The sequence below is a fragment of the Pseudomonas prosekii genome, assembly GCF_900105155.1.
Taxonomy (GTDB): Bacteria; Pseudomonadota; Gammaproteobacteria; order Pseudomonadales; family Pseudomonadaceae; genus Aquipseudomonas; species Aquipseudomonas prosekii.
In genome coordinates this window covers 5,819,945-5,841,603 of the sequence record NZ_LT629762.1, presented here as the reverse complement: position 1 = coordinate 5,841,603, position 21,659 = coordinate 5,819,945, and the positions used below count along the sequence as shown (strand labels likewise).

Here is a 21,659-nt window from a genome sequence, read left to right as displayed (position 1 = left end):
CCCGTAAATTCATCTTTGAGAGCTCCTATTATGTCCGCCGAAGCGTCCATCATCCTTGTCGTCGAAGACGATGCCATCGTGCGCATGCTGATCGTCGATGTCCTGGAAGAACTTGAATTCAAGGTGCTGGAGGCGGACGGCAGCGAAGAGGCCCTGACGTTCCTCAATGATGAAGACCAATACATCGACCTGATGATGACCGACGTCGGCCTGCCGGGCATGGACGGCCGCGAACTGGCCAAGCAAGCACGGATACTGCGCCCGGAACTGCCGATCCTGTTTGCCAGCGGTTACGCCGAAAGCATCGACGTGCCGTCCGGCATGCAAGTAATTGGCAAGCCGTTCTCGATCGACCAACTGCGCGACAAGGTTCGCGGCATGCTCGCCTGATTCCCTCAACGCTGCGGTAAACCTCTGTAAAACCTGAATTCCTGCTGTGGTTTAATTGCGCCCTGCCCGATTAGCCGCCTCAAGGAATACCGATGCTCCCGCCGTCCGCCACCAAAGTCCTGGTCATTGGTTATGTCTGGCCCGAACCCCGTTCTTCGGCGGCCAGCGGGCATGTCATGCAGATTCTCGATACATTTGTGCAACAGGGTTGGGACATCACGTTCAGCAGCCCGGCGGGCGTTGGCGAGCACAAGGCTGACCTCGCGGCGCTGGGTATTCGTGAATGCGCAATCGAGCTGAACAACAGCAGTTTCGACACGTTCATCCGCGAACTCGCCCCGGATATCGTCCTGTTCGACCAATTCATGATGGAAGAGCAGTTCGGCTGGCGCGTCGAGAAACACTGCCCCGACGCCCTGCGCGTGCTCGAAACCTCCGACCTGCAAAGCCTGCGACATGCCCGGCATCAGCGCCTCAAAGACCGTTTGAAGACCAGCGCCGACGAAAACGATTTCAGCGATCTGTTCGCGCCGGCGTTGCGCGAAGAATTCGAATTGATGGCGGGCACCGACCTGGCCAAACGCGAGATTGCCGCGCTGTACCGCTGCGACCTGAGCCTGATGATTTCCCCGGTGGAAATCGAGTTGCTGGTCGAGCAGTTCAAAATGCCACGGGAGCTGCTGCACTGGTGCCCGTTGATGCCAGCGATGCCAACAACCGCGCACCCGGCGTTCGAGGCACGTACGCACTTTCTGAGCATTGGCAACTTCCGCCATGCGCCGAACTGGGACGCGGTGCTCTGGATGAAAACCACCGTGTGGCCGCTGATTCGCCAGCAATTGCCCGGCGCGCAATTGCATTTATATGGCGCCTACACCCCGCCGAAAGCCACCGCGCTGCACAACCCGGCGCAAGGCTTTCATGTGATGAACTGGGCGGAAGATGCCTTGCAAGTGATGTCGGCGGCGCGCGTTTGCCTGGCGCCGCTGCGTTTCGGCGCCGGGATCAAGGGCAAAATCGTCGATGCGATGCTCTGCGGCACGCCAACCGTGACCACGCCGATTGGCGCTGAAGGCATGAGCGATGGTCTGCTGCCATGGCCCGGTGTGATTGGCGAATCCGCAGAAGCCATCGCCGCTGCGGCCGTCGCGTTGTATCAGGACCAGGTTTTGTGGACCGAGGCGCAACAGCATGGTGATCAGTTGCTCGCCGCGCAATACCGGCAATCGGTGCACGGCCCGGCGCTGATCGAACGGCTGCAGGCCTGCCGTCGCGACTTGGCCGCGCGGCGTCGCGACAACTTCACCGGCGCCATGCTTCGGCACCACGCGCATAAAAGCACGCAGTACATGTCGCAATGGATCGAGGCGAAAACTCGACACAGCGCGTCAGACGTTTCCGAATCTCGCGGTTAATTAATAACCTGAGCAATATGGCACAAGGCTATGTTTATTAAGATGTTTCTTGGAGTGGAATGATCGCGGATCAGCTTCTAGGCTCTGTCGCATGAAGTGATTTTTTCCACACTATCTCGCCTCCACGGATCGGAGCCGAGTCTTGGGCAGGAGCCTTGAGACATGCCATTTACCCCTACCGCCAATGTCGACACGCAATGCTGGATGAACAAAGTCCTCGACATTGACCGCTTGAAATTGACCGACCTGATCTGGCCCGGCGTGCACAACGCCGGCATGGACAAAAAAGCCCCGAATTACGAAGTGATCGTTGGAAACTGGACCACCTGCCAGAACGATTCATTTGCCTGGCAACTGGCCAAAGGTGCCCGAGCCTTCGATTTGCGCCTGGGCTACACGCCCGCCTCGCCCGCCGGCACATTTTACTTTCACCACAACGGTCACCAATCGCATCGCGTACTGGATGAACTGCTGGATGCGGTCAACAACTTTCTGGAGCGTAATCCGGATGAATTCATCGTTCTGGATTTCCACCAGCTACGCGACGGCGACCAGCCCTTCGATTTCAAGCAGTTCAACGACCTGGTGAAACTGCGCTTGGGCGCACGCACCATTGCGCCTGACGATGACGAGAAAACCATTGGCGAGCTCAAGGCTGCGAGCAGCAAGAAACGCGTGGTGCTTGCCTCTCGCTACTCGGTGGATCTGGATCTGGATTACTTCTGGAGCAGCGTTCCCCACCGCTGGAGCGGGTCCCGGCTGACCAATGTGGCCGAGCTGCGCCAGCATATCGTCACCACTCTCGACACTCCGCGATTTGGCTCATACCTGTGGTCATTAACCGCCACCAGCTACTCATTTCTCGGCGGTCCGGTAGATATCAAGGAGCACATCAATGACTGGTTCCATTCGTCGCGGGACTGGGTCACCCAATGCAGCATCATCAGCACCGACTTTTTTGACGAATCGGAAATCGTCGGGTACTGCTGGGTCGCCAACAGCATGAAGGCTGTCAGCCTGCAGGCTTGAGCGGCGGGCGCTGGCGTAATCGGGTCGGAAAGAGGCATCATCGGGGCGCAATAACAATCGCACTAACAACAGCGTTAACAATAAAAGTGCCCTGCCATGAGCCGAGCTACCCGCATCACTGACCCCTCCTATGAGTTGATGGACGACCACAACGGGTTGTCCATCATCTATCGCCAGCATGGCTTTCCGTGCCCGCTGGTGCGCTGGCATTTTCACAAGGAATACGAACTGCACCTGATCGTCGCGAGTTCCGGCAAGGTGTTCATTGGCGACTACATCGGCAATTTTTATCCGGAATCGCTGTTCCTCACGGGCCCAAACCTGCCGCACAACTGGATCAGCCAGGTCGCCGAAGACGAAGTGGTGCCCAAGCGCGACATGCTGGTCAACTTTACTGATGAGCTGTTCGACAGCGGCCATTTGGTGTTCGCCGAACTAAAGACCCTGGCACCGCTGCTTGAGCGTGCGCAGTACGGCATCGAGTTTCGCTGCAAACGTACGATTCGCCAGGCAATGACGCTGATGCAACGCATCGCTGATACCCAAGGCGTCACGCGCCTCGGGCACTTTTTCATTCTGCTGGAGTTGCTTGCGGCCTCGGATGACTACCAATTGTTGTCCGGCGCCACCACGCCGCAGTTGGCCGACGAGCACAGCGTCGACCGCACCAACCGCGCGGTGGATTACATTTTTGCCCACTACGCCCGGGAGTTGCCGCTGGAAGAAGTGGCGGAACATTTGGGCATGAAACCGACCTATTTCAGCCGCGTGTTCAAACAAGCTACTGGCCGCTGTTTTATCGAATTCGTCAATCGGTTGCGCATCAGCAAGTCCTGCGAGCTGCTCGCCGATGGCGATAAACCGGTGACGGACGTGTGTTTCGAGTCCGGGTTCAACAATATCTCCAATTTCAATCGGCGGTTTCAGCAGCTCAAAGGCATGACACCGTCGCATTACCGGCGGTTGGCGGTGCAGCGCCTGACCGAACAAAACCTCGGTTAGCGTGGGCGCATGGCATGCCCGCGATGGCGTTCCCGAGAGCGTCATCGCGGGCAAGCCATGCTCCCACGAGTGAAAAAACCAATACGGAATTCATGCCGGACTGTCGCCCGATATCCGTTCTCTGCGCTCGCCCACCCAAACACCAGTGCAAAAAAGTATCGATTGCAGTGCTATGGATGATTTGTCACATCCTCAATTGAAGGCTGTAATCAGTGCACATTCTTCCTGCCTCGGAAGACACAAAAACAATAACCGTCCTTCTGGCCCCGCCGGGTACAGAAAAGGAGTGCACGATGCAACCTTCTGTAAAAGCTCTGCTTGCCCTCACCTGCATGACCCTCAGCAGCGTCAGCCTCGGCGCTCAGACCCTGACCATCGCCACCGTCAACAACAGCGACATGATCCGCATGCAAAAGCTCTCGAAAACCTTCGAGGCAGCACATCCGGATATCAAACTGAATTGGGTGGTGCTCGAAGAAAACGTCCTGCGCCAGCGCCTGACCACCGACATCGCCACACAGGGCGGCCAGTTCGACGTGTTGACGATTGGCATGTACGAAGCTGCACTCTGGGGCGCCAAGGGTTGGCTGGAACCAATGAAGGATTTGCCGGCCGATTACGCGCTCGACGATGTATTCCCGTCGGTGCGTGAAGGTCTGTCGGTCAAGGGCTCGCTGTACGCCTTGCCGTTCTACGCCGAAAGCTCGATCACCTATTACCGCACCGACCTGTTCAAGGACGCCGGGCTGACCATGCCGGAGCATCCGACCTGGACGCAAATCAGCGAGTTTGCCAGCAAACTCACGAACAAGGACGAAGAACAGTACGGCATCTGCCTGCGCGGCAAGGCCGGTTGGGGCGAAAACATGGCGTTGATCACCACCGTCGCCAACGCCTACGGCGCGCGCTGGTTCGATGAGCAATGGAAACCGGAATTCACCGGTCCGGAATGGAAAAACGCGCTGAACTTCTACGTCAAAACCATGAAGGATTCCGGCCCTCCAGGCGCATCCAGCAACGGCTTCAACGAAAACCTCGCGCTGTTCAACAGCGGCAAATGCGCGATCTGGGTCGACGCCAGCGTCGCCGGCTCGTTTGTCACCGACAAGAGCCAAAGCAAGGTCAGCGAGCACGTCGGCTTCACCTATGCGCCGCATGAAACCACCGACAAAGGCTCAGCCTGGTTGTATTCCTGGGCACTGGCGATCCCGACCAGTTCCAAAGCCAAGGACGCCGCGAAGACCTTCAGCGCCTGGGCCACTTCCAAGGAATACGGCGCGCTGGTTGCCGAGAAAGACGGGATTGCCAACGTGCCGCCAGGCACGCGCGCCTCGACCTACAGCGAGGCTTACATGAGCGCCGCACCGTTTGCCAAAGTCACGCTGGAATCGCTGAAAGTGGCCGATCCGAGCAAACCGAGCGCGAAACCTGTGCCATACATCGGCATTCAATTGGTGACCATTCCTGAGTTCCAAGCCGTCGGCACGCAGGTCGGCAAGTTGTTCTCGGCAGCGTTGATCGGCCAGACCACGGTCGATCAGGCCCTGACCGCGGCCCAGCAAACTACCGAACGTGAGATGAAGCGCGCCGGTTACCCCAAGTAACCCGTGCCCCCCCCCTGTAGGAGCGAGGCTTGCCCGCGAAGGCGGCTTGTCTGACATACCGCTTTCGCGGGCAAGCCTCGCTCCTACAGTTGATCTCATCTGCCTGTTCCCAATCGGTTCTTTTGCCATGAATATCTCAACTGCCAAAGCTCAAATGGACATTCCCCAACCGGTGCGTAAAAGCCGGCTGGCCAATCCCGGCTGGTTTCTGGTCAGTCCTTCAGTGGCCCTGTTGCTGCTGTGGATGATCGTGCCACTGGGCATGACCGTGTACTTCTCGATGATCCGCTACAACCTGCTCTACCCCGGTGAAAACGAGTTCGTCGGGCTGGAAAACTTCACCTACTTCCTCACCGATTCGGGTTTCCTGCCCGGCGCCAGCAATACCTTGCTGCTGGTCGGCAGCGTGTTGCTGATCAGCGTGGTGTTTGGCGTGTTGATCAGTGCGTTGCTGGAGGCCAGCGAGTTTCTCGGGCGCGGCATCGTCCGGGTCATGCTGATTTCGCCGTTCTTCATCATGCCCACCGTCGGCGCGCTGATCTGGAAGAACCTGATTTTTCATCCGGTCTCGGGGATTCTCGCCTACGTCTGGAAACTCTTCGGCGCGCAACCGGTGGACTGGCTGGCGCATTACCCGCTGCTGTCGATCATCATCATTGTGTCCTGGCAATGGCTGCCCTTCGCGATCCTGATCCTGATGACCGCCATGCAGTCTCTCGACCAGGAACAGAAAGAAGCCGCGCGCCTCGACGGTGCCGGCCCGGTCGCGATCTTCTGGCACCTGACCCTGCCGCACCTGGCGCGGCCGATTGCGGTGGTGGTGATGATCGAAACGATCTTCCTGCTCTCGGTGTTTGCCGAAATCTTCACCACCACCAATGGTGGCCCCGGCTATGCCTCGACCAACCTCGCCTACCTGATCTACAACCAGGCGCTGGTGCAGTTCGATGTCGGCATGGCGTCCGCTGGCGGCTTGATCGCGGTGGTGATTGCCAACGTCGCGGCCATCGTGCTGGTCAGGATGATCGGCAAAAAACTGACAGACAAAGCCTGAGGCCCGCGCCATGACTCTTCAACAATCCCGCCGCCTGCAAAGCCTGCTGCTCGGCACCCTGGCCTGGGCCATCGCGATCCTGATCTTCTTCCCGATCTTCTGGATGGTGCTGACCAGTTTCAAAACCGAAATCGACGCCTTCGCCACGCCGCCGCAGTTCATCTTCACGCCGACGCTGGAAAACTACCTGCACATCAACGAGCGCAGCGACTACTTCAGTTTCGCCTGGAACTCGGTGGTGATTTCCTTCAGCGCCACGGCGCTTTGCCTGCTGATCGCGGTGCCGGCGGCCTACTCGATGGCGTTCTACGAAACCAAACGCACCAAAGGCACGCTGCTGTGGATGCTCTCCACCAAAATGCTGCCGCCGGTGGGCGTGCTGATGCCGATCTACCTGCTGGCCAAAAGCTTCGGCCTGCTCGATACGCGGATTGCGCTGATCGTGATCTACACGCTGATCAACCTGCCGATTGTGGTCTGGATGATTTACACCTACTTCAAAGACATCCCCAAAGACATTCTCGAAGCCGCGCGCCTCGACGGCGCTACGTTGTGGCAGGAAATGGTTCGGGTATTGCTGCCAATCGCCAAGGGTGGCCTGGCTTCCACGGTGCTGCTGTCGCTGATCCTGTGCTGGAACGAGGCGTTCTGGTCACTCAACCTGACCTCGTCGAAAGCCGCGCCGCTGACCGCATTGATCGCCTCGTATTCAAGCCCCGAAGGCCTGTTCTGGGCCAAGTTGTCAGCGGTCTCGACCCTGGCCTGCGCGCCGATTCTGATCTTCGGCTGGATCAGCCAGAAACAACTGGTCCGGGGCCTGTCGTTTGGTGCCGTGAAATAAATGGATCGTCTCTGTAGGAGCCAGGCTTGCCGGCGAAGGCGTCCGTCAAATCGCCTTCGCCGGCAAGCCTGGCTCCTACAAAAAAGCCCGAGCGGCTCAACCAAATAACAACAAGTGGAGGCCCATCACCATGGCCAACCTGAAAATCAAGAATCTGCAAAAAGGCTTCGAAGGTTTTTCCATCATCAAGGGCATCGACCTCGAAGTGAACGATAAGGAATTCGTGGTGTTCGTCGGTCCGTCGGGCTGTGGCAAATCCACACTGCTGCGCCTGATCGCCGGCCTCGAAGAAGTCAGCGGCGGCACTATCGAACTCGATGGCCGCGACATCACCGAGGTCAGCCCGGCCAAGCGCGACCTGGCGATGGTGTTCCAGACCTACGCCCTGTATCCGCACATGACCGTGAAAAAGAACATGTCGTTCGCCCTCGATCTGGCCGGCGTACCGAAAGCCGAAGTCGAGAAGAAAGTCGGTGAAGCGGCGCGCATCCTCGAACTCGGGCCGATGCTGGAGCGCAAACCGAAACAACTGTCGGGCGGCCAGCGCCAGCGCGTGGCGATTGGCCGGGCGATTGTGCGCAACCCGAAAATCTTCCTGTTCGACGAACCACTGTCCAACCTCGACGCCGCCCTGCGCGTGCAAATGCGTCTGGAACTGCTGCGCCTGCATAAAGAACTGCAAGCGACGATGATTTACGTGACCCACGATCAGGTCGAAGCCATGACCATGGCCGACAAAGTGGTGGTGCTCAATGGCGGCAAAGTCGAGCAAGTCGGCTCGCCGCTGGACCTCTATCACCAACCGGCCAACCTGTTTGTCGCCGGTTTCCTTGGCACGCCGAAAATGGGCTTCCTCAAGGGCAAAGTCATCCGCGTCGAAAGCCAGAACGTCGAAGTGCTGCTCGACGCCGGCACCCGCATCACTCTGCCATTGAGCGGCGCCAGCCTGAGCGTCGGCGGCGCGGTAACGCTGGGGATTCGCCCGGAACACTTGAACCTTGCGCAAACCGGCGACTGCACCCTGCAAGTCACGGCCGACGTCAGCGAACGACTGGGCAGCGACACTTTCTGCCACGTCGTCACCTCGTGCGGCGAAGCGTTGACCATGCGCGTGCGCGGCGACCTCGCCAGCCGCTACGGCGAAACCCTGAGCCTGCACCTGGACGCCGAACACTGCCATTTATTCGATGCCGACGGCGTGGCGCTGACCCGCCCGCTGCGCGCAGCAGCCTGATTTAGAGAGCCCGTGATGAAACTCAATAAACACAATCTCAACCGCCTCGCTGCCGAAGTGGCGCTGCCCGCCTACGCGCTGGGCGACACGCGCCAAGGCATTGCGCACATCGGCGTCGGCGGTTTCCACCGCGCGCATCAGGCGTATTACACCGATGCACTGATGAACACCGGCGAAGGCCTCGACTGGGCGATTTGCGGCGTCGGCCTGCGCGCCGAAGACCGCCGCGCTCGCGACGATCTTAAAGAGCAGGATTACCTGTTCACCCTGTTCGAGCTCGGCGACAGCGATGACACCGAAGTACGGGTGATCGGCGCCATTCGCGACATGTTGCTCGCCGAGGACGGCGCCGAAGCCTTGATCGACAAACTCGCCGATCCGCAGATTCGCATCGTCTCGCTGACCATTACCGAGGGCGGCTATTGCATCGATGACAGCAACGGCGACTTCATGGCGCACTTGCCGCAAATCCAGCACGATCTGGCGCACCCGGACGCGCCGAAAACCGTGTTCGGTTTCCTCTGCGCCGCGCTGGCCAAACGCCGCGCCGCCGGCACGCCCGCGTTCACCTTGATGTCGTGCGATAACCTGCCGCACAACGGCGCCGTCACCCGCAAGGCACTGCTGGCGTTCGCCGCCCTGCGCGATGGCGATCTGCGTGACTGGATCGAGCAAAACGTCAGTTTCCCCAACGCGATGGTCGACCGCATCACGCCGATGACCAGCACCGAACACAAGCTGCAATTGCACGACAAACACGCGATCGACGACGCTTGGCCGGTGGTGTGCGAGCCGTTTGTGCAATGGGTGCTCGAAGACAAATTCGTCAACGGCCGCCCGGCGTGGGAGAAGGTCGGCGTGCAGTTCACCGACGACGTCACGCCTTATGAAGAGATGAAAATCAAACTGCTCAACGGCAGTCATTTGGCCCTGACGTATCTGGGTTTTCTCAAGGGTTACCGCTTCGTCCACGAAACCATGAACGACCCGCTGTTCGTGCGCTACATGCGCGCTTACATGGATCTCGACGTCACGCCGCAACTGGCGCCGGTGCCGGGCATTGACCTGACCGAGTACAAAAACACTCTGGTGGCGCGGTTTTCCAATCAGGCGATTGCCGATCAACTGGAGCGCGTGTGTTCGGACGGCTCGTCGAAGTTTCCGAAATTCACCGTGCCGACGGTCAATCGTTTGATCGCCGATGGCCAGGAAACCAAGCGTGCGGCGTTGGTGGTTGCGGCTTGGGCGCTGTATTTGAAAGGTGTCGATGAGAACGGCGTGACCTATTCGATTCCTGATCCACGGGCGACGTTTTGTCAGGCACTGGTCGCTGATGATGCGTTGATCACCCAGCGCTTGCTGGCGGTCGAAGAGATTTTCGGCACGGCGATCGCCAATTCACCGGAGTTTGTCGCGGCGTTTGAATGGTGTTGTAACAGCTTGCGCGAGGTCGGTGTGACGCAGACGTTGGAACGAGTGCTGGCCGAATGATCGTTCCCACGCTCTGCGTGGGAATGCAGCCCGGGACGCTCCGCGTCCCATCCAGAAGCGAACGCAGAGCGTCCATTGACGCATTCCCACGCAGAATGTGGGAACGATCTTCGGCAGGGTCATGACATGGCAAACCAACAACTATTCCTCGGCATCGACTGCGGCACTCAAGGCACCAAAGCGATCATCCTCGACGCCGTCAACGGTCAGGTGCTGGGCCTCGGCGCGGCAGCGCACACGCTGATCAGCGGCGCCAACGGTCGGCGCGAGCAAGACACCAGCCAATGGCTGGAAGCCTTCGCCCTCGCCACCCGCCGCGCCCTGCTCGCGGCCAATGTCGATGGCCAGAAGATCCTCGGCGTCGGCGTTTCCGGGCAGCAACACGGCCTGGTCCTGCTCGACGGCGAAGGCCAGGTCTTGCGCCCGGCCAAGCTCTGGTGTGACACCGAGTCAACGCCGGAAAACGATCGGCTGCTGGCCAATCTCGGCGGTGAATCAGGTTCGCTCGAACGCCTCGGCGTGGTCATCGCGCCCGGTTACACGGTGTCGAAACTGCTCTGGACCAAAGAACAACACCCGGACATTTTCGCCCGTATCGCGCAGATTCTGCTGCCGCACGATTACCTCAACTATTGGCTGACTGGCCGCAGTTGCAGCGAATACGGCGACGCCTCGGGCACCGGTTATTTCAACGTGCGCACGCGCCAATGGGACTTGCAGATATTGCGCGAGATCGACCCCAGCGGTCGCCTGGAGGCGGCGCTGCCGGAGTTGATCGACGCCCACCAGCCGGTCGGCGCGATCCTGCCGGGTATCGCCGCACAACTCGGGATCAACCCGCACGCACTGGTCGCCAGCGGCGGCGGCGACAACATGATGGGCGCAATCGGCACCGGCAATATTCAGCCCGGCGCGATCACCATGAGCCTCGGCTCCTCCGGCACCGTTTATGCCTATTCCGAACAGCCAACAGTCAGCCCGGACGCCTCGGTCGCGACGTTCTGTTCCTCCAGCGGCGGCTGGTTGCCGTTGATCTGCACGATGAACCTGACCAATGCCACTGGGGTGATTCGCGAGTTGTTCGAATTGGACATCGAGCGCTTCAACGAACGAGTTGAACAGGCGCCGATTGGCGCGGACGGCGTGTGCATGTTGCCGTTCCTCAATGGCGAACGCGTGCCCGCCCTGCCCCACGCCACCGGCAGCCTGCTGGGGCTGACCATGACCAACCTGACCGAAGCCAATTTGTGTCGCGCGGCGGTCGAAGGCACGACTTTCGGATTGCGTTACGGGCTGGACCTGCTACGCCAAAATGGCTTACAAAGCCGCAGCATTTGTTTGATCGGCGGCGGCTCCAAGAGCCCGGTGTGGCGGCAGATCGTCGCCGACATCATGAACACCCCGGTGATCTGCACCGAACAAAGCGAAGCGGCGGCCCTCGGCGCGTCGATTCAAGCGGCGTGGTGCCACGCTTCGGCAAACGGCGACGCAAGCAGGCTGGCCGAACTGTGCGAACGCTGCGTGAAACTCGACCCGGCCAGCGAAACCCTGCCGATTGCCGCCAACGTTGCGGCGGCGCAGCAGGCCTACGAACGCTATCAACAGCATGTCGCAACCCTTTAAAGAGCGAACAATTATGTATCTGGTGTGTGGCGAAGCGCTGTTCGATTTCTTCAGCGAAGACGATGCCAGCGGTCTGGCTTCAGAAGTGAATTTCAAGGCGATTGCCGGCGGTTCGCCGTTCAACGTTGCGGTGGGTTTGCGCCGCTTGGGCGTGGACTCTGCGCTGTTTGCCGGGCTGTCCACCGACTACCTCGGCCGCCGTTTGCAACAGGTGTTGCAGGAAGAAGGCGTGCGCGCGGATTACCTGGTGGACTTCGCCGCGCCGACTACCCTGGCGATGGTCGCGGTTGGCGCCAACGGCTCGCCGCACTACAGCTTTCGCGGTGAAGGCTGCGCAGATCGGCAATTGCGCCTCGAACACCTGCCGGAACTCGGGCCGCAGGTGCGCGGTTTGCACATCGGATCATTCTCGCTGGTGGTCCAGCCGATTGCCGATACTCTGCTCGCACTGGTCGGCCGCGAAAGCGGCAAACGCCTGATCAGCCTCGACCCGAACGTGCGCTTGAACCCCGAGCCAAACATCGACCTGTGGCGCTCGCGGATTGCCGAGCTGGTTGAGTTGGCCGACCTGATCAAGGTCAGCGACGAAGATTTGAGCCTGCTGTACCCCGAGCAGGATCCGCAGCGGGTGATCGAAAGTTGGCTGACCCACCGCTGCCAATTGGTGTTCCTGACCCGTGGCGGCGAAGGCGCGAGCGTGTTCAGTCGGGCGCATGGCTCGTGGTCAGTGCCGGCGTGTTCAGTGACGATTGCCGATACCGTCGGCGCTGGCGATACCTTCCAGGCTGCGCTGATTACCTGGCTGACCGAACAGCAACTGGACTCGGTGGACGGCGTGCAGCGCCTGAGCCGTGAGCAGATCGACGCCATGCTCAAGTTTGCCGTGCAAGCGGCGGCGCTGACGTGCGGCAAGACTGGGCCGGATTTGCCGTATCGGCATCAGTTGGAATTGCGCTAAAGCCGAGGACCTCTTCGCGGGCAAGCCTCGCTCCTAGGGGATTTACGCCGTTCTTTCGACCGGCACCAACCCTGCAGGAGCGAGGCTTGCCCGCGAATGCCATCGATCTGACACCGCTATGTGTAAACTAGCGCCCTTTCTCCGCGCATCTCAGGAAGACGGGCTTTTGAACGCAAGGCTAACGGCTGGACTTTTGTTACTCACGACGTTGCTGGCCGGTTGCGGCACTTCGCCCCCTCGCTCGCCGAACGATATCTGTGAAATCTTTCGCGAAAAGAGCGACTGGTACGACGCCGCACAAGTCACGCAAAAACGCTGGGGCGTACCGATCCAAGTGCCGTTCGCGATCATGTACCAAGAGTCCGGTTACCGTCACAACGCCAAGACGCCGCGCAAATACCTGCTCTGGATCATCCCGTGGGGCCGGGTGTCGACCGCGTCGGGTTATGCGCAAGCCAAGGATGAGGTCTGGTCTGACTACCAGAAGAGCACCGGCCGCAACTGGGCCGACCGCGAAGATTTCGATGACGCCATCGACTTCGTTGGCTGGTACATGGACAAAACCGCCACCATCAATGGCGTCTACAAATACGATGCGTACGGCCAATACCTCAACTACCACGAAGGCTGGGGCGGCTATCGCAATAAAACCTACGCCAGCAAAGCGTGGCTGATGAATACCGCCGGCATTGTCAAAGGTCGCTCAGACCTTTATGCGCGGCAATACGCAGGCTGCAAGGAAGATTTGAATCGCGGCTTCTGGAGCCGGTTCTGGCATTGGCTGTAAAACCTGACCTTCGCAGGAGCTGCAACAAGTAGCTCCTGCAAAGGCGCGTGAATCACAACACCGAAAAGTTGTAACTGAAGATCACCCGCGTTTCATCCACGTCGCGGGCAAACTTTTGGTAGTTGGTCCGGTACGTCGCGTTACGCAAACGCACGCTGACGTCCTTGAACGTCCCGCTCTGCACCACGTACTTGAGTTCGCTGTCGCGTTCCCACTCTTTACCCTCCTGCTCACTGCCGAGCACTTTGATGTGATCCCCGTTCACATAGCGGGTCAGGAAACTCAAACCGTTAATCCCGATGGCCTTGAAGTCATAGTCATACCGCACTTGCCACGAACGCTCTTGCGCAGCGGCGAAGTCGTTGACTTGCACGTAGTTGACCAAATACGGATTAGTGCCATCCAGGTAAGGCATCGAATTGTCGCCATTCATGCGCTGCCAACCGGCGCTGAACGTGTGGCCACTGATCGCGTAAGCCAACATTGCGCTCAACGCGCGGTTATCGATAGAGCCCGCGCGTGCGTCGCCGCTGTCGGGACTTTTCAATACCCGCAGATCCGCTTTCAGCACGCCGCCAGCCAACGCTTGATTGGCCAATAACCCGACAAAGTGCTGGCGATAGATATCTTCGAGCTCGGCGTAGTGATATTGCGCGGTCAGGCGATCATTGATCTTGTAATCGAAACCAACCATGTCGAAGTGGTCAGCCGTGGTGTTACAGGCGTAACGCTTGTTCTTGCAGTGCACGCGGATGTCTTGGGAATCGGTCGAATCCCGCGCGGTGTACTGGTCCAGCCGCGCCGCCATAAAGGTCAGGTCTTTGACTTCTTTTGAGGTGAGCATTGCGCCGTTGAACATCGTCGGCAGCAATCGGCCGTCATTGTATTTGAGCAATGGCACGTCGGGTAACAGTGCGCCGTACTTAAATACGCTTTGCGACATGCGCACTTTCGCGGTCAAGCCAAGTTTGGCGTATTGGTCTTTCGAACCGCGCGGGTTCTCGCCGCTAGATGGCAGCAAACCACTGTTGCTGCTGTCGGCGCTGGAATCCAGTTTGAGTCCAAACATGCCGATTGCATCGATGCCCAAACCTACTGGGCCTTCGGTGTAACCCGATTGCAAATTGAGAATAAAACCCTGCGCCGACTCTTCACGCTTGGAGGCGCCTTGGTCGTTACTGGTGTGCCCATCACGAAAATCGCGGTTGAAATACACCGTGCGCGATTCGATTTTCGCCGTGGTGTCGTCGATAAAACCGCTGGCCTGAACCGGCGCGGTAAAACCGGCGCACAGCACTAAAGCGCCGAAGCCGAGTGACTGGCGCGCGGTGGTGAGGGGAAATGGGGGACGCATGAAAAAAAGCTCCAACAGTGCAGCGTTTGCGCAAGGCGCAATAAGCCAGAAAATAGCTTCCGCCCTGGACCGATATCCGGCCAGAGTGAAATGAACACACGGGGTGATGAGCAATGATGGCAGAAGGCTTTTATCGGCTGAAGGCGACTTTAGTCTGAAAGTGACCGTTAGTTCTAAATCGCCAGCATGCTTCAGAACGGCCGAAATCGTTCCGGGATGTGTACGCCGACCGCGTAATCATTGGCCCAAACCGTTCCTATCAGGGTTTTCCCTATGTGCGAGGCCGTGTCTGGATATGGCATTTGCGCCTTGAACGAGCCCGCTTAATCCTGCACCATCCGCCCCAGCTTATTCAAAGGACGGAATTCAAGGCATGCTGGACGCGAACGCAACCCATATTTCCCTCACGCTGGAAGGTGTTTCCGCTGACCTGCAAGTGCTCAGTTTCGTCGGTCGCGAAGCCATCAACCAACCGTTCTGTTTCGACATCGAACTGGTCAGCGCGCGCCCCGACCTGAAACTCGAAGAGCTGCTGCACAAGCCCGGCAGCCTGACCTTCGGCGCCACCGGCGAAGGCATCATCCACGGCCAGGTCTATCGCATCGAGCAAGGCGACTCCGGCAAAAAGCTGACTCGCTACAGCATCAGCCTGGTGCCGCAACTCGCCTATCTGCGACACAACCACGACCAGCAAATCTTCCAGCATCTGACGGTGCCGAAGATCATCGGCCAGGTCCTCGAAGCACGCGGCATCTTGTCCGACGCGTATAGCTTCCAGCTCGGCGCGATCTACCCGGAACGCGACTACTGCGTGCAGTACGACGAATCCGACCTCGATTTCATCCAGCGCCTGTGCGAAGAAGAAGGCATTCACTTCCACTTCCAGCACTCGGCCAGCGGCCACAAACTGGTGTTCGGCGATGACCAGACGGTCTTCCGCAAACTTGCGCCCGTGAGCTACCAGCAAGACTCCGGCATGGCCGCCGAAAAACCGGTGATCAAACGCTTCAACCTGCGCCTGGAAACCCGCACCACGCGCGTCAGCCGTCGCGACTACGACTTCGAGAAACCGCGCATCCTCCCCGAAGGCTCGGCCAAGACCGAGTTCGAACCGGAACTCGAAGACTACGACTACCCCGGCCGCTTCACCGACCGCGAGCGCGGCAAGCAGCTGGCGACCCGCGCCCTCGAGCGCCACCGCAGCGACTACAAACTCGCCGAAGGCAAAGGTGATCAACCGACCTTGGTCAGCGGCCATTTCCTGGCCCTGAGCGAACACCCGCGCGCCGAGTGGAACGACCTCTGGCTGCTGCTGGAAGTGGTCCACGAAGGCAAACAGCCGCAAGTACTCGGCGAAAACGTCACCAGCGACGTCACCCACAACAAAGATGATTTCCATCAGGGCTACCGCAACCGCTTCCTCGCCACCCCGTGGGACGCGCATTTCCGCCCAGCCCTCGAACACCCGAAACCGAAAATCCTTGGCAGCCAGACCGCCATCGTCACCGGCCCGGCCGGCGAAGAAATCCACACCGACCAGTACGGCCGGGTCAAAGTGCAATTCCACTGGGACCGCGACGGCCAGGCCAACGACACCACCTCGTGCTGGCTGCGCGTCGCCACTGGCTGGGCCGGCAATGCCTACGGCGGCATCGCCATCCCGCGCGTCGGCATGGAAGTGCTGGTGTCATTCATGGAAGGCGACCCCGACCAGCCGCTGGTCACCGGTTGCCTGTACCACAAGGAAAACGTCGTCCCCTACGACCTCCCGGCGAACAAAACCCGCAGCACCTTCAAAACCCTCAGCTCCCCGGGCGGCAAGGGCTACAACGAGTTTCGCATCGAAGACAAGAAAGGCGCGGAGCAGATCTACCTGCACGCCCAGCGCGACTGGGACGAAAACATCGAGCACGACCAGAAAATCCGCATCGGCAACGAGCGGCACGACACCGTCGAAGCGAATGTTTACAGCGAGTTCAAGGTTGAAGAACACCGCATAACGCACTTGGACCGCAAGAGCGAAACCCGCGCCGATGATCACCTGACCGTGGCCGTGACCCAGCATGTGAAGGTCGGAACGGCGCAGTTTGTCGAGGCCGGAACCGAGATTCACTATCACGCCGGGGAAAAGGTGGTGGTCGAGGGAGGCATGGAACTGACGGCCAAGGCTGGCGGGAGCTTTGTGAAGGTAGATGCGGGGGGCGTGACGATCAGTGGCGCCACCGTCAAGGTCAACTCTGGTGGCGGACCGGGTTCAGGCACGCCTGCCGCGCCATTGCTGCCAGGACCGATGAAAGTCGCCGATGCGGATGTCGCCGGCAAGGCGCCGCTGCCGAGCCGCCTCAACGAGTCAGGGATCACGCCGTTGTGCGGCAAACAGAGCAACGGTGCTTGCACCCGTAAGGATTGCACATGCATGTAACCGCGATGAACACCCTGCTGGCCGCGCCTCGTTACGCCTTCGAGTCGTTGCCACGCGAACCGTCCAGCCAGGTGCTGTGTTTTATCATCGACCGCAATCGGCAACCGGAGGCGATGTCCCGGTTGTACCGCATCGGCGAACCGATGAACGCCCAGGCCTTGTTCACCACCACCGATTTCGCCGACATCGCCGACGAAGGTCCGGTCTGGCTGACCGCGCCCTGGGGCAGTCGTCTGGCGGCCGAAGCCACGCGGTTGTGCGAAGAAAACCACGCAGGCATTGCCCTGACGGCAGAAGATGCCGAAAAAGCCCTCGCCCATGCGCGCTGGTTATTGCGCGCCAATGACGGCTCTGGCGGTCAGAGTCTGTTGAGCTATCACAAACCGAGTCTGTGGGCCGCGCTGGCCTACACCGCGGGCGAAACCTCGGTGCAATTATTCGGGCCTTGGCAAACGGTCTACAGCCCTGCGCCCAGCCACTTCGGCAAAGAACGCGGCGCGTGGTTGTCGTGGACAGCCAACTCGCCGCTGAAGTGGCTGGGCGACGGCGCGGCATTCAACCTTCCCGACAACGCCGCAACGATTCAAGCGCGACTGGGTTGGTTGTATTGGGTCGATGAGCAATATGCCGCATTCGGGGAACCGGCTGACGAGCGTATCAATGACATTGCCGCGAACCTGGACCTTTTGCTGCAGAGCAACATCTACGAAGGTGAACATTTACTCAAGCTCGCCTCCGTCGTCGACGGGCCTTTGCTTGAAACGCGGCCAGAAGCCGTAGCCATCCTGCAATCCAGGGAAGAGTCGTTCATCAAGGTTGAGAAGTTGATGCAGATCGCATCGGCCACCTCCCAATGAACCCGACGCAACAACAGAACGGAAGCACTATGGAAATCACCAATCACACCGTCGTTCTTGATGAAACCCTCAGCGAAATTGCCGTTCGCTACAAAACCAACGTTGCGCAACTACGCAAGATGAACCCTTTTATTCGCTACCCGGACGTGATCATGCCGGGTTGGAATTTGAGTGTGCCCAGCATCGACCAGACCTCCGCGGCAGCAACGCCCGCCGCAACGCCGCCGTCGCCATTGGCACCGCCGCCAAAGGCTGAAGGCGCGAGCGAGGCGGCGACCAAGCCTATCGACCTGGGCCCGGCAAAATCCTTCGAAACCGCGTGCGCACCAGGCTTCAAGGATCAACCCAAGCCCTGCGACAACACGTATGGCACAGCGATTTATGCAACCGACGAAGAAGAGTTCTGGTTGTTGCCTGAGCGCGCAGCCGCCTCCATGAAAGAGGCCATGCATACGCTGGAAAACCAGATTGCACCGAGCAAATCCCGCGATGAACGCCTCAAGGGCTTGGACCAAAGTGGCTTGTTGAGCTACTTCCTCGAGCCAAAACTGAGCAATTTCCTCGAGGGCGAACAGCGCCAGCGAATGGAAGAAATTGAAGCGCAGGAACCGAATATCGAAATGGACCCGGGTATGGTCCTTCGTAGTCGGCAAGAGGCGAAACGCGCTCAAGAGAAAGACGCGCCCAAAGCTGAGGCGCCGAAAGCCGATCCTCAACGCTCGCGCATGGATCAACTTCAAGCGGATATCGATGCGCAAAACCGCATTCGTAATGATTATGGCGTTCTGCACAAGTTGCGAAGCGAGTGGTTAGCCCTGAAGAGGGTCGCTATCGCCGCAGCGCAAGCAAAAGGCTTCAGTTACGAAAACGGCACCGTGTTCGCTCCCGAGGCCATCGAAGCCCGCGCTCGGGTGCAGAATTATCTGGAAAAACGCAAAGCGTTGATCGAGGCGGATGGCATCAAGCCCGTGCCACGGGAAGAGATCGCCAAGCTGCTGGAAACAGACAAGAAAAAGCGCGATGAGCTGCAGACCTGCATGAGAACTTGCGAGGGTGACACCTACGCTTACATCGCCTGGAAGAATAGCGAAGCGCCTTCGTTTGCTTATCACGAGTACACCGACGCCATCATCAAAGTGGCCGAGTACGGCATCGCCCTGCCCGAGTACGCGTTGATCAGCGGCGGTGACATCACTTCTGGTGTCGAGCAGTTCAAGTTGTACCTCGACACTGAAACTCGTCAGTCTGATATCAACAAACGGCTGCGTGAAAAGTACAAAAACTGGATTGAAGCGACCGGTCAGAATGCCCAAGCGCCCGCAGGGCTGGTCGAGGCTGAACGTCTCGAGTGGGATCGTCTGCAAGTCGTCAAACAGGGATTGCACGAAAAGGCCAAGCAAAAAGTTGCTGCAGACAAAATTCGACGCCACTTGCTGTGGGAGCCGGAACAATTCGAACCGCAACCGATTGACCGTCTCGTGAAAGATGGCTTCCCTTTGCGAGAAGTCAGTACCGTGGGCGCGAATGGCGCGCCATTAAAATGGTTCAGTCTGCTCAACATTAAAGAAGTGCCGAAGCTGGTCGCCGAAGACCTGAAAAAATCCGCCGACAAGCTTAAGGAAAGCCTTAAGAAAGTTGAAAACATTCCAAAGAATGGTGACGGTGGCGCGGCCAAGAACAGTGCACAAAAGACATTCGCGCAATGGCTGGAAAGTCAGGGCGCACTAAGAATCGGTGATCAGGTTGGCGATTGGTTTGATGCCAACGGCTGGTTCAGCATCGAGAAGTTCTACAGTTTTCTCGGCAGTAAAGGTTACAAGGTCACTGAACTTGAAGACGCTGGCGCCCGCCAGGAATGGGGCGAGCACCTCAAGCAAGTGGTGTTCAAAAAGAGTGTTCGTGGCGAAGTCCGGCTTTTCGACAAAAGCCCACAGGCGCAATTTGTTCGCTGCCTGGCGCCGCCGCAGAAAAGATTGCACGGCGAAGTAAAAACCGAAGGCCCCTCCTACTCCGCAGCCGAAGGTTTCCAGGCATCCGCCAGCGCATCACTGAGCTTTGACCTGGCGCGCGGTGAAGTTGAACTGCTGAAGGTCGACATGCCAACGCGTGCCAACGCCAAGGACGTGACCGTGGATTACTACCTCGAAGGTAATCCTCAGGTGCAGGTCATGAACCTGGGTCGCATGTCCTTCCACTTCGGCGCCCGCGCCTGGGGCTACGCCGGCGCATCGCTCATGCTTGCCGGCAGCATCGAACTTGCGCCTATAACCGGCAACACCAAATACGGCGCGACACTCAGTGCCGTCAAACCGGCGCAACGCGAAGACGCCGCAGCGAAGGCCGAACGCAAAGACCATGAAGACAAAGTTGCCGCCAAAGTGACCGCTGGCGACACCAGCCCCACCCCGGACCTGCAATACCAATCCAAGGCAATGACCGCCGTCGACACTAAATCGAGCGGGCAAGTTATGTCGGGCCGCGCGGCCAACATCCAGATCGAAGATGGCATGAAAGCCAGCTTCAATCTGTTTGCCGGCGTACAAGCAGGCATCGAACTGACCGGCGCCCTGAACTGGGCCCCACCCAAAGAACTCGCCGCACTGCGCGCTGGCCCTTCCACTGGAATCAACAACAAGGAAGAAGCCACCAGCGCCAGCCAATGGCTAACGCTGGCCAACCTCAGCGGTTCCTTGGGCGCGGCCTACGGCGCAGGCCTGCAAGGCAACGCGGGTGTATCCCTCGACAAAGGTAAATTCATCCTCAACCTCAAAGCCACCGTCGTCCTCGGCCCGGGAGCAAGTGGCAGTTTCAAATTTGAAGTGGGTTATGAAGCGGTTGTAGAGCTGATTAATATTTATCGTCGGGAGTTGTACAAAGCGAAAGGCAAGGCGATTAGCTGGATTACGCCGGAGGCGGCTGAGCAGGCATCCAGCCTCAATGCACTTGGCGCAATCGGTCTAGATGTCACCATGGTCTACATGATGGGAGTGGATGCCATTATGAGTCTGTATGAAGCGATGATGAGTGGTGGCAAGGGGGGCGTGATTGCTGACACGATTGTGCGATATCAAAATCAAGAGGAGCTGAAAAGGTGGTTTGTGGAAGCCACCCCTGAAGCATTGGGCCCAATTCTCTTGACTCTTATTTCGAGGCCGGAGGAATTCTCCGTAACTACAGTTAGTGCCAGCGAAAGCTCATCTGAAGACGTAAAACAAGAATACAACAGAGATGAAGCGTTTTTGCTGCAACAGCAAGCAATCAGCAGAATAATCAACTGGATCGCGACAGAAAGCTCGAGCTCTGAAACTCTTCCCCTCGCCCAACAGCAGTTTGAAGACGCCTGCAAATCAATGAATAAGTTTGGTATCAAAGGTAATAATCCAGGCCAGGATTATTGTGAAAACAAATACAAATTAGATACTTTTATGTCTGAGGCAGTTCTACGGATGACGAGAACGGATGGCGAAACGTTCAGAACGATGTATAAAACAAATGTTAGAAAACTTGGGCAGCGGATGGACGGACTGTGCAAGCTCGACCTGCATCAAAATAGTTACAACCCAGTAAGCTCCATGAAATATATCGGAACATGAGGAGC

16 protein-coding genes are annotated in these 21,659 nt (G+C 58.6%); 15 read left to right on the top strand and 1 reads right to left on the bottom strand.

Going from position 1 to position 21,659, the window contains the following annotated elements:
* Positions 1-30 precede the first annotated feature (30 nt).
* The 12 genes from BLU01_RS26350 (at position 31) to BLU01_RS26295 (ending at position 13,428) form a co-directional block, all read left to right on the top strand.
* Positions 31-390: a response regulator gene (locus BLU01_RS26350; protein WP_092281002.1), complete on the top strand. Its 360-nt coding sequence runs from the start codon at positions 31-33 to the stop codon at positions 388-390.
* Between the two features lie 92 nt (positions 391-482).
* Positions 483-1,805: a glycosyltransferase gene (locus BLU01_RS26345; protein ID WP_092281000.1), complete on the top strand. Its 1,323-nt coding sequence runs from the start codon at positions 483-485 to the stop codon at positions 1,803-1,805.
* A gap of 162 nt (positions 1,806-1,967) precedes the next feature.
* Positions 1,968-2,834 carry a PI-PLC domain-containing protein gene (locus tag BLU01_RS26340; RefSeq protein ID WP_092280998.1) on the top strand — a complete coding sequence of 289 codons (867 nt, stop codon included), beginning with the start codon at positions 1,968-1,970 and terminating at the stop codon, positions 2,832-2,834.
* Between the two features lie 96 nt (positions 2,835-2,930).
* Positions 2,931-3,836, top strand: a complete 906-nt coding sequence (locus BLU01_RS26335) for an AraC family transcriptional regulator (protein WP_092280996.1) — start codon at positions 2,931-2,933, stop codon at positions 3,834-3,836.
* Between the two features lie 293 nt (positions 3,837-4,129).
* Entirely contained in the window at positions 4,130-5,440 is a 1,311-nt protein-coding gene (locus tag BLU01_RS26330) for an ABC transporter substrate-binding protein (protein WP_092280994.1), read from the top strand.
* A gap of 154 nt (positions 5,441-5,594) precedes the next feature.
* Positions 5,595-6,494 carry a carbohydrate ABC transporter permease gene (locus tag BLU01_RS26325; protein WP_231987186.1) on the top strand — a complete coding sequence of 300 codons (900 nt, stop codon included), beginning with the start codon at positions 5,595-5,597 and terminating at the stop codon, positions 6,492-6,494.
* 10 nt (positions 6,495-6,504) lie between these two features.
* The gene (locus BLU01_RS26320; protein WP_054046221.1) at positions 6,505-7,335 is read left to right on the top strand and encodes a carbohydrate ABC transporter permease; all 831 of its coding nucleotides are present in this window, start codon (positions 6,505-6,507) and stop codon (positions 7,333-7,335) included.
* Between the two features lie 130 nt (positions 7,336-7,465).
* A complete protein-coding gene (locus BLU01_RS26315; RefSeq protein WP_092280990.1) occupies positions 7,466-8,569 on the top strand; it encodes an ABC transporter ATP-binding protein in 1,104 nt (367 codons plus the stop codon).
* A 15-nt stretch (positions 8,570-8,584) separates the two neighbouring features.
* Positions 8,585-10,060: a mannitol dehydrogenase family protein gene (locus BLU01_RS26310; protein ID WP_092280988.1), complete on the top strand. Its 1,476-nt coding sequence runs from the start codon at positions 8,585-8,587 to the stop codon at positions 10,058-10,060.
* A gap of 126 nt (positions 10,061-10,186) precedes the next feature.
* Complete coding sequence (xylB, locus tag BLU01_RS26305) at positions 10,187-11,683, top strand: xylulokinase (RefSeq protein WP_092280986.1); 1,497 nt, start codon at positions 10,187-10,189, stop codon at positions 11,681-11,683.
* A gap of 13 nt (positions 11,684-11,696) precedes the next feature.
* Positions 11,697-12,641: a carbohydrate kinase family protein gene (locus tag BLU01_RS26300; protein WP_092280984.1), complete on the top strand. Its 945-nt coding sequence runs from the start codon at positions 11,697-11,699 to the stop codon at positions 12,639-12,641.
* Positions 12,642-12,807: 166 nt separating this feature from the next.
* On the top strand, positions 12,808-13,428 hold the full coding sequence (locus tag BLU01_RS26295) for a transglycosylase SLT domain-containing protein (protein ID WP_092280982.1): 621 nt from the start codon (positions 12,808-12,810) through the stop codon (positions 13,426-13,428).
* A 52-nt stretch (positions 13,429-13,480) separates the two neighbouring features.
* Here BLU01_RS26295 and BLU01_RS26290 read toward each other — a convergent pair whose 3' ends face one another.
* Entirely contained in the window at positions 13,481-14,782 is a 1,302-nt protein-coding gene (locus BLU01_RS26290) for an OprD family porin (protein WP_092280979.1), read from the bottom strand.
* A 373-nt stretch (positions 14,783-15,155) separates the two neighbouring features.
* On the opposite strand from BLU01_RS26290, the gene BLU01_RS26285 reads away from it, so the two are divergent.
* Genes BLU01_RS26285 through BLU01_RS26275 form a run of 3 tightly spaced genes read left to right on the top strand, consistent with a single transcriptional unit; the run spans position 15,156 to position 21,654 of the window.
* Positions 15,156-17,204 (top strand): type VI secretion system Vgr family protein, encoded by a 2,049-nt coding sequence (locus BLU01_RS26285; protein WP_092280977.1) that lies wholly within the window; start codon positions 15,156-15,158, stop codon positions 17,202-17,204.
* Positions 17,195-18,061, top strand: coding sequence for a DUF4123 domain-containing protein (locus BLU01_RS26280; RefSeq protein WP_092280975.1), 867 nt, complete (start codon positions 17,195-17,197; stop codon positions 18,059-18,061). The genes BLU01_RS26285 and BLU01_RS26280 overlap by 10 nt, the downstream gene beginning before the upstream one ends.
* A gap of 29 nt (positions 18,062-18,090) precedes the next feature.
* Positions 18,091-21,654: a LysM peptidoglycan-binding domain-containing protein gene (locus BLU01_RS26275; RefSeq protein WP_092280973.1), complete on the top strand. Its 3,564-nt coding sequence runs from the start codon at positions 18,091-18,093 to the stop codon at positions 21,652-21,654.
* Positions 21,655-21,659 lie beyond the last annotated feature (5 nt).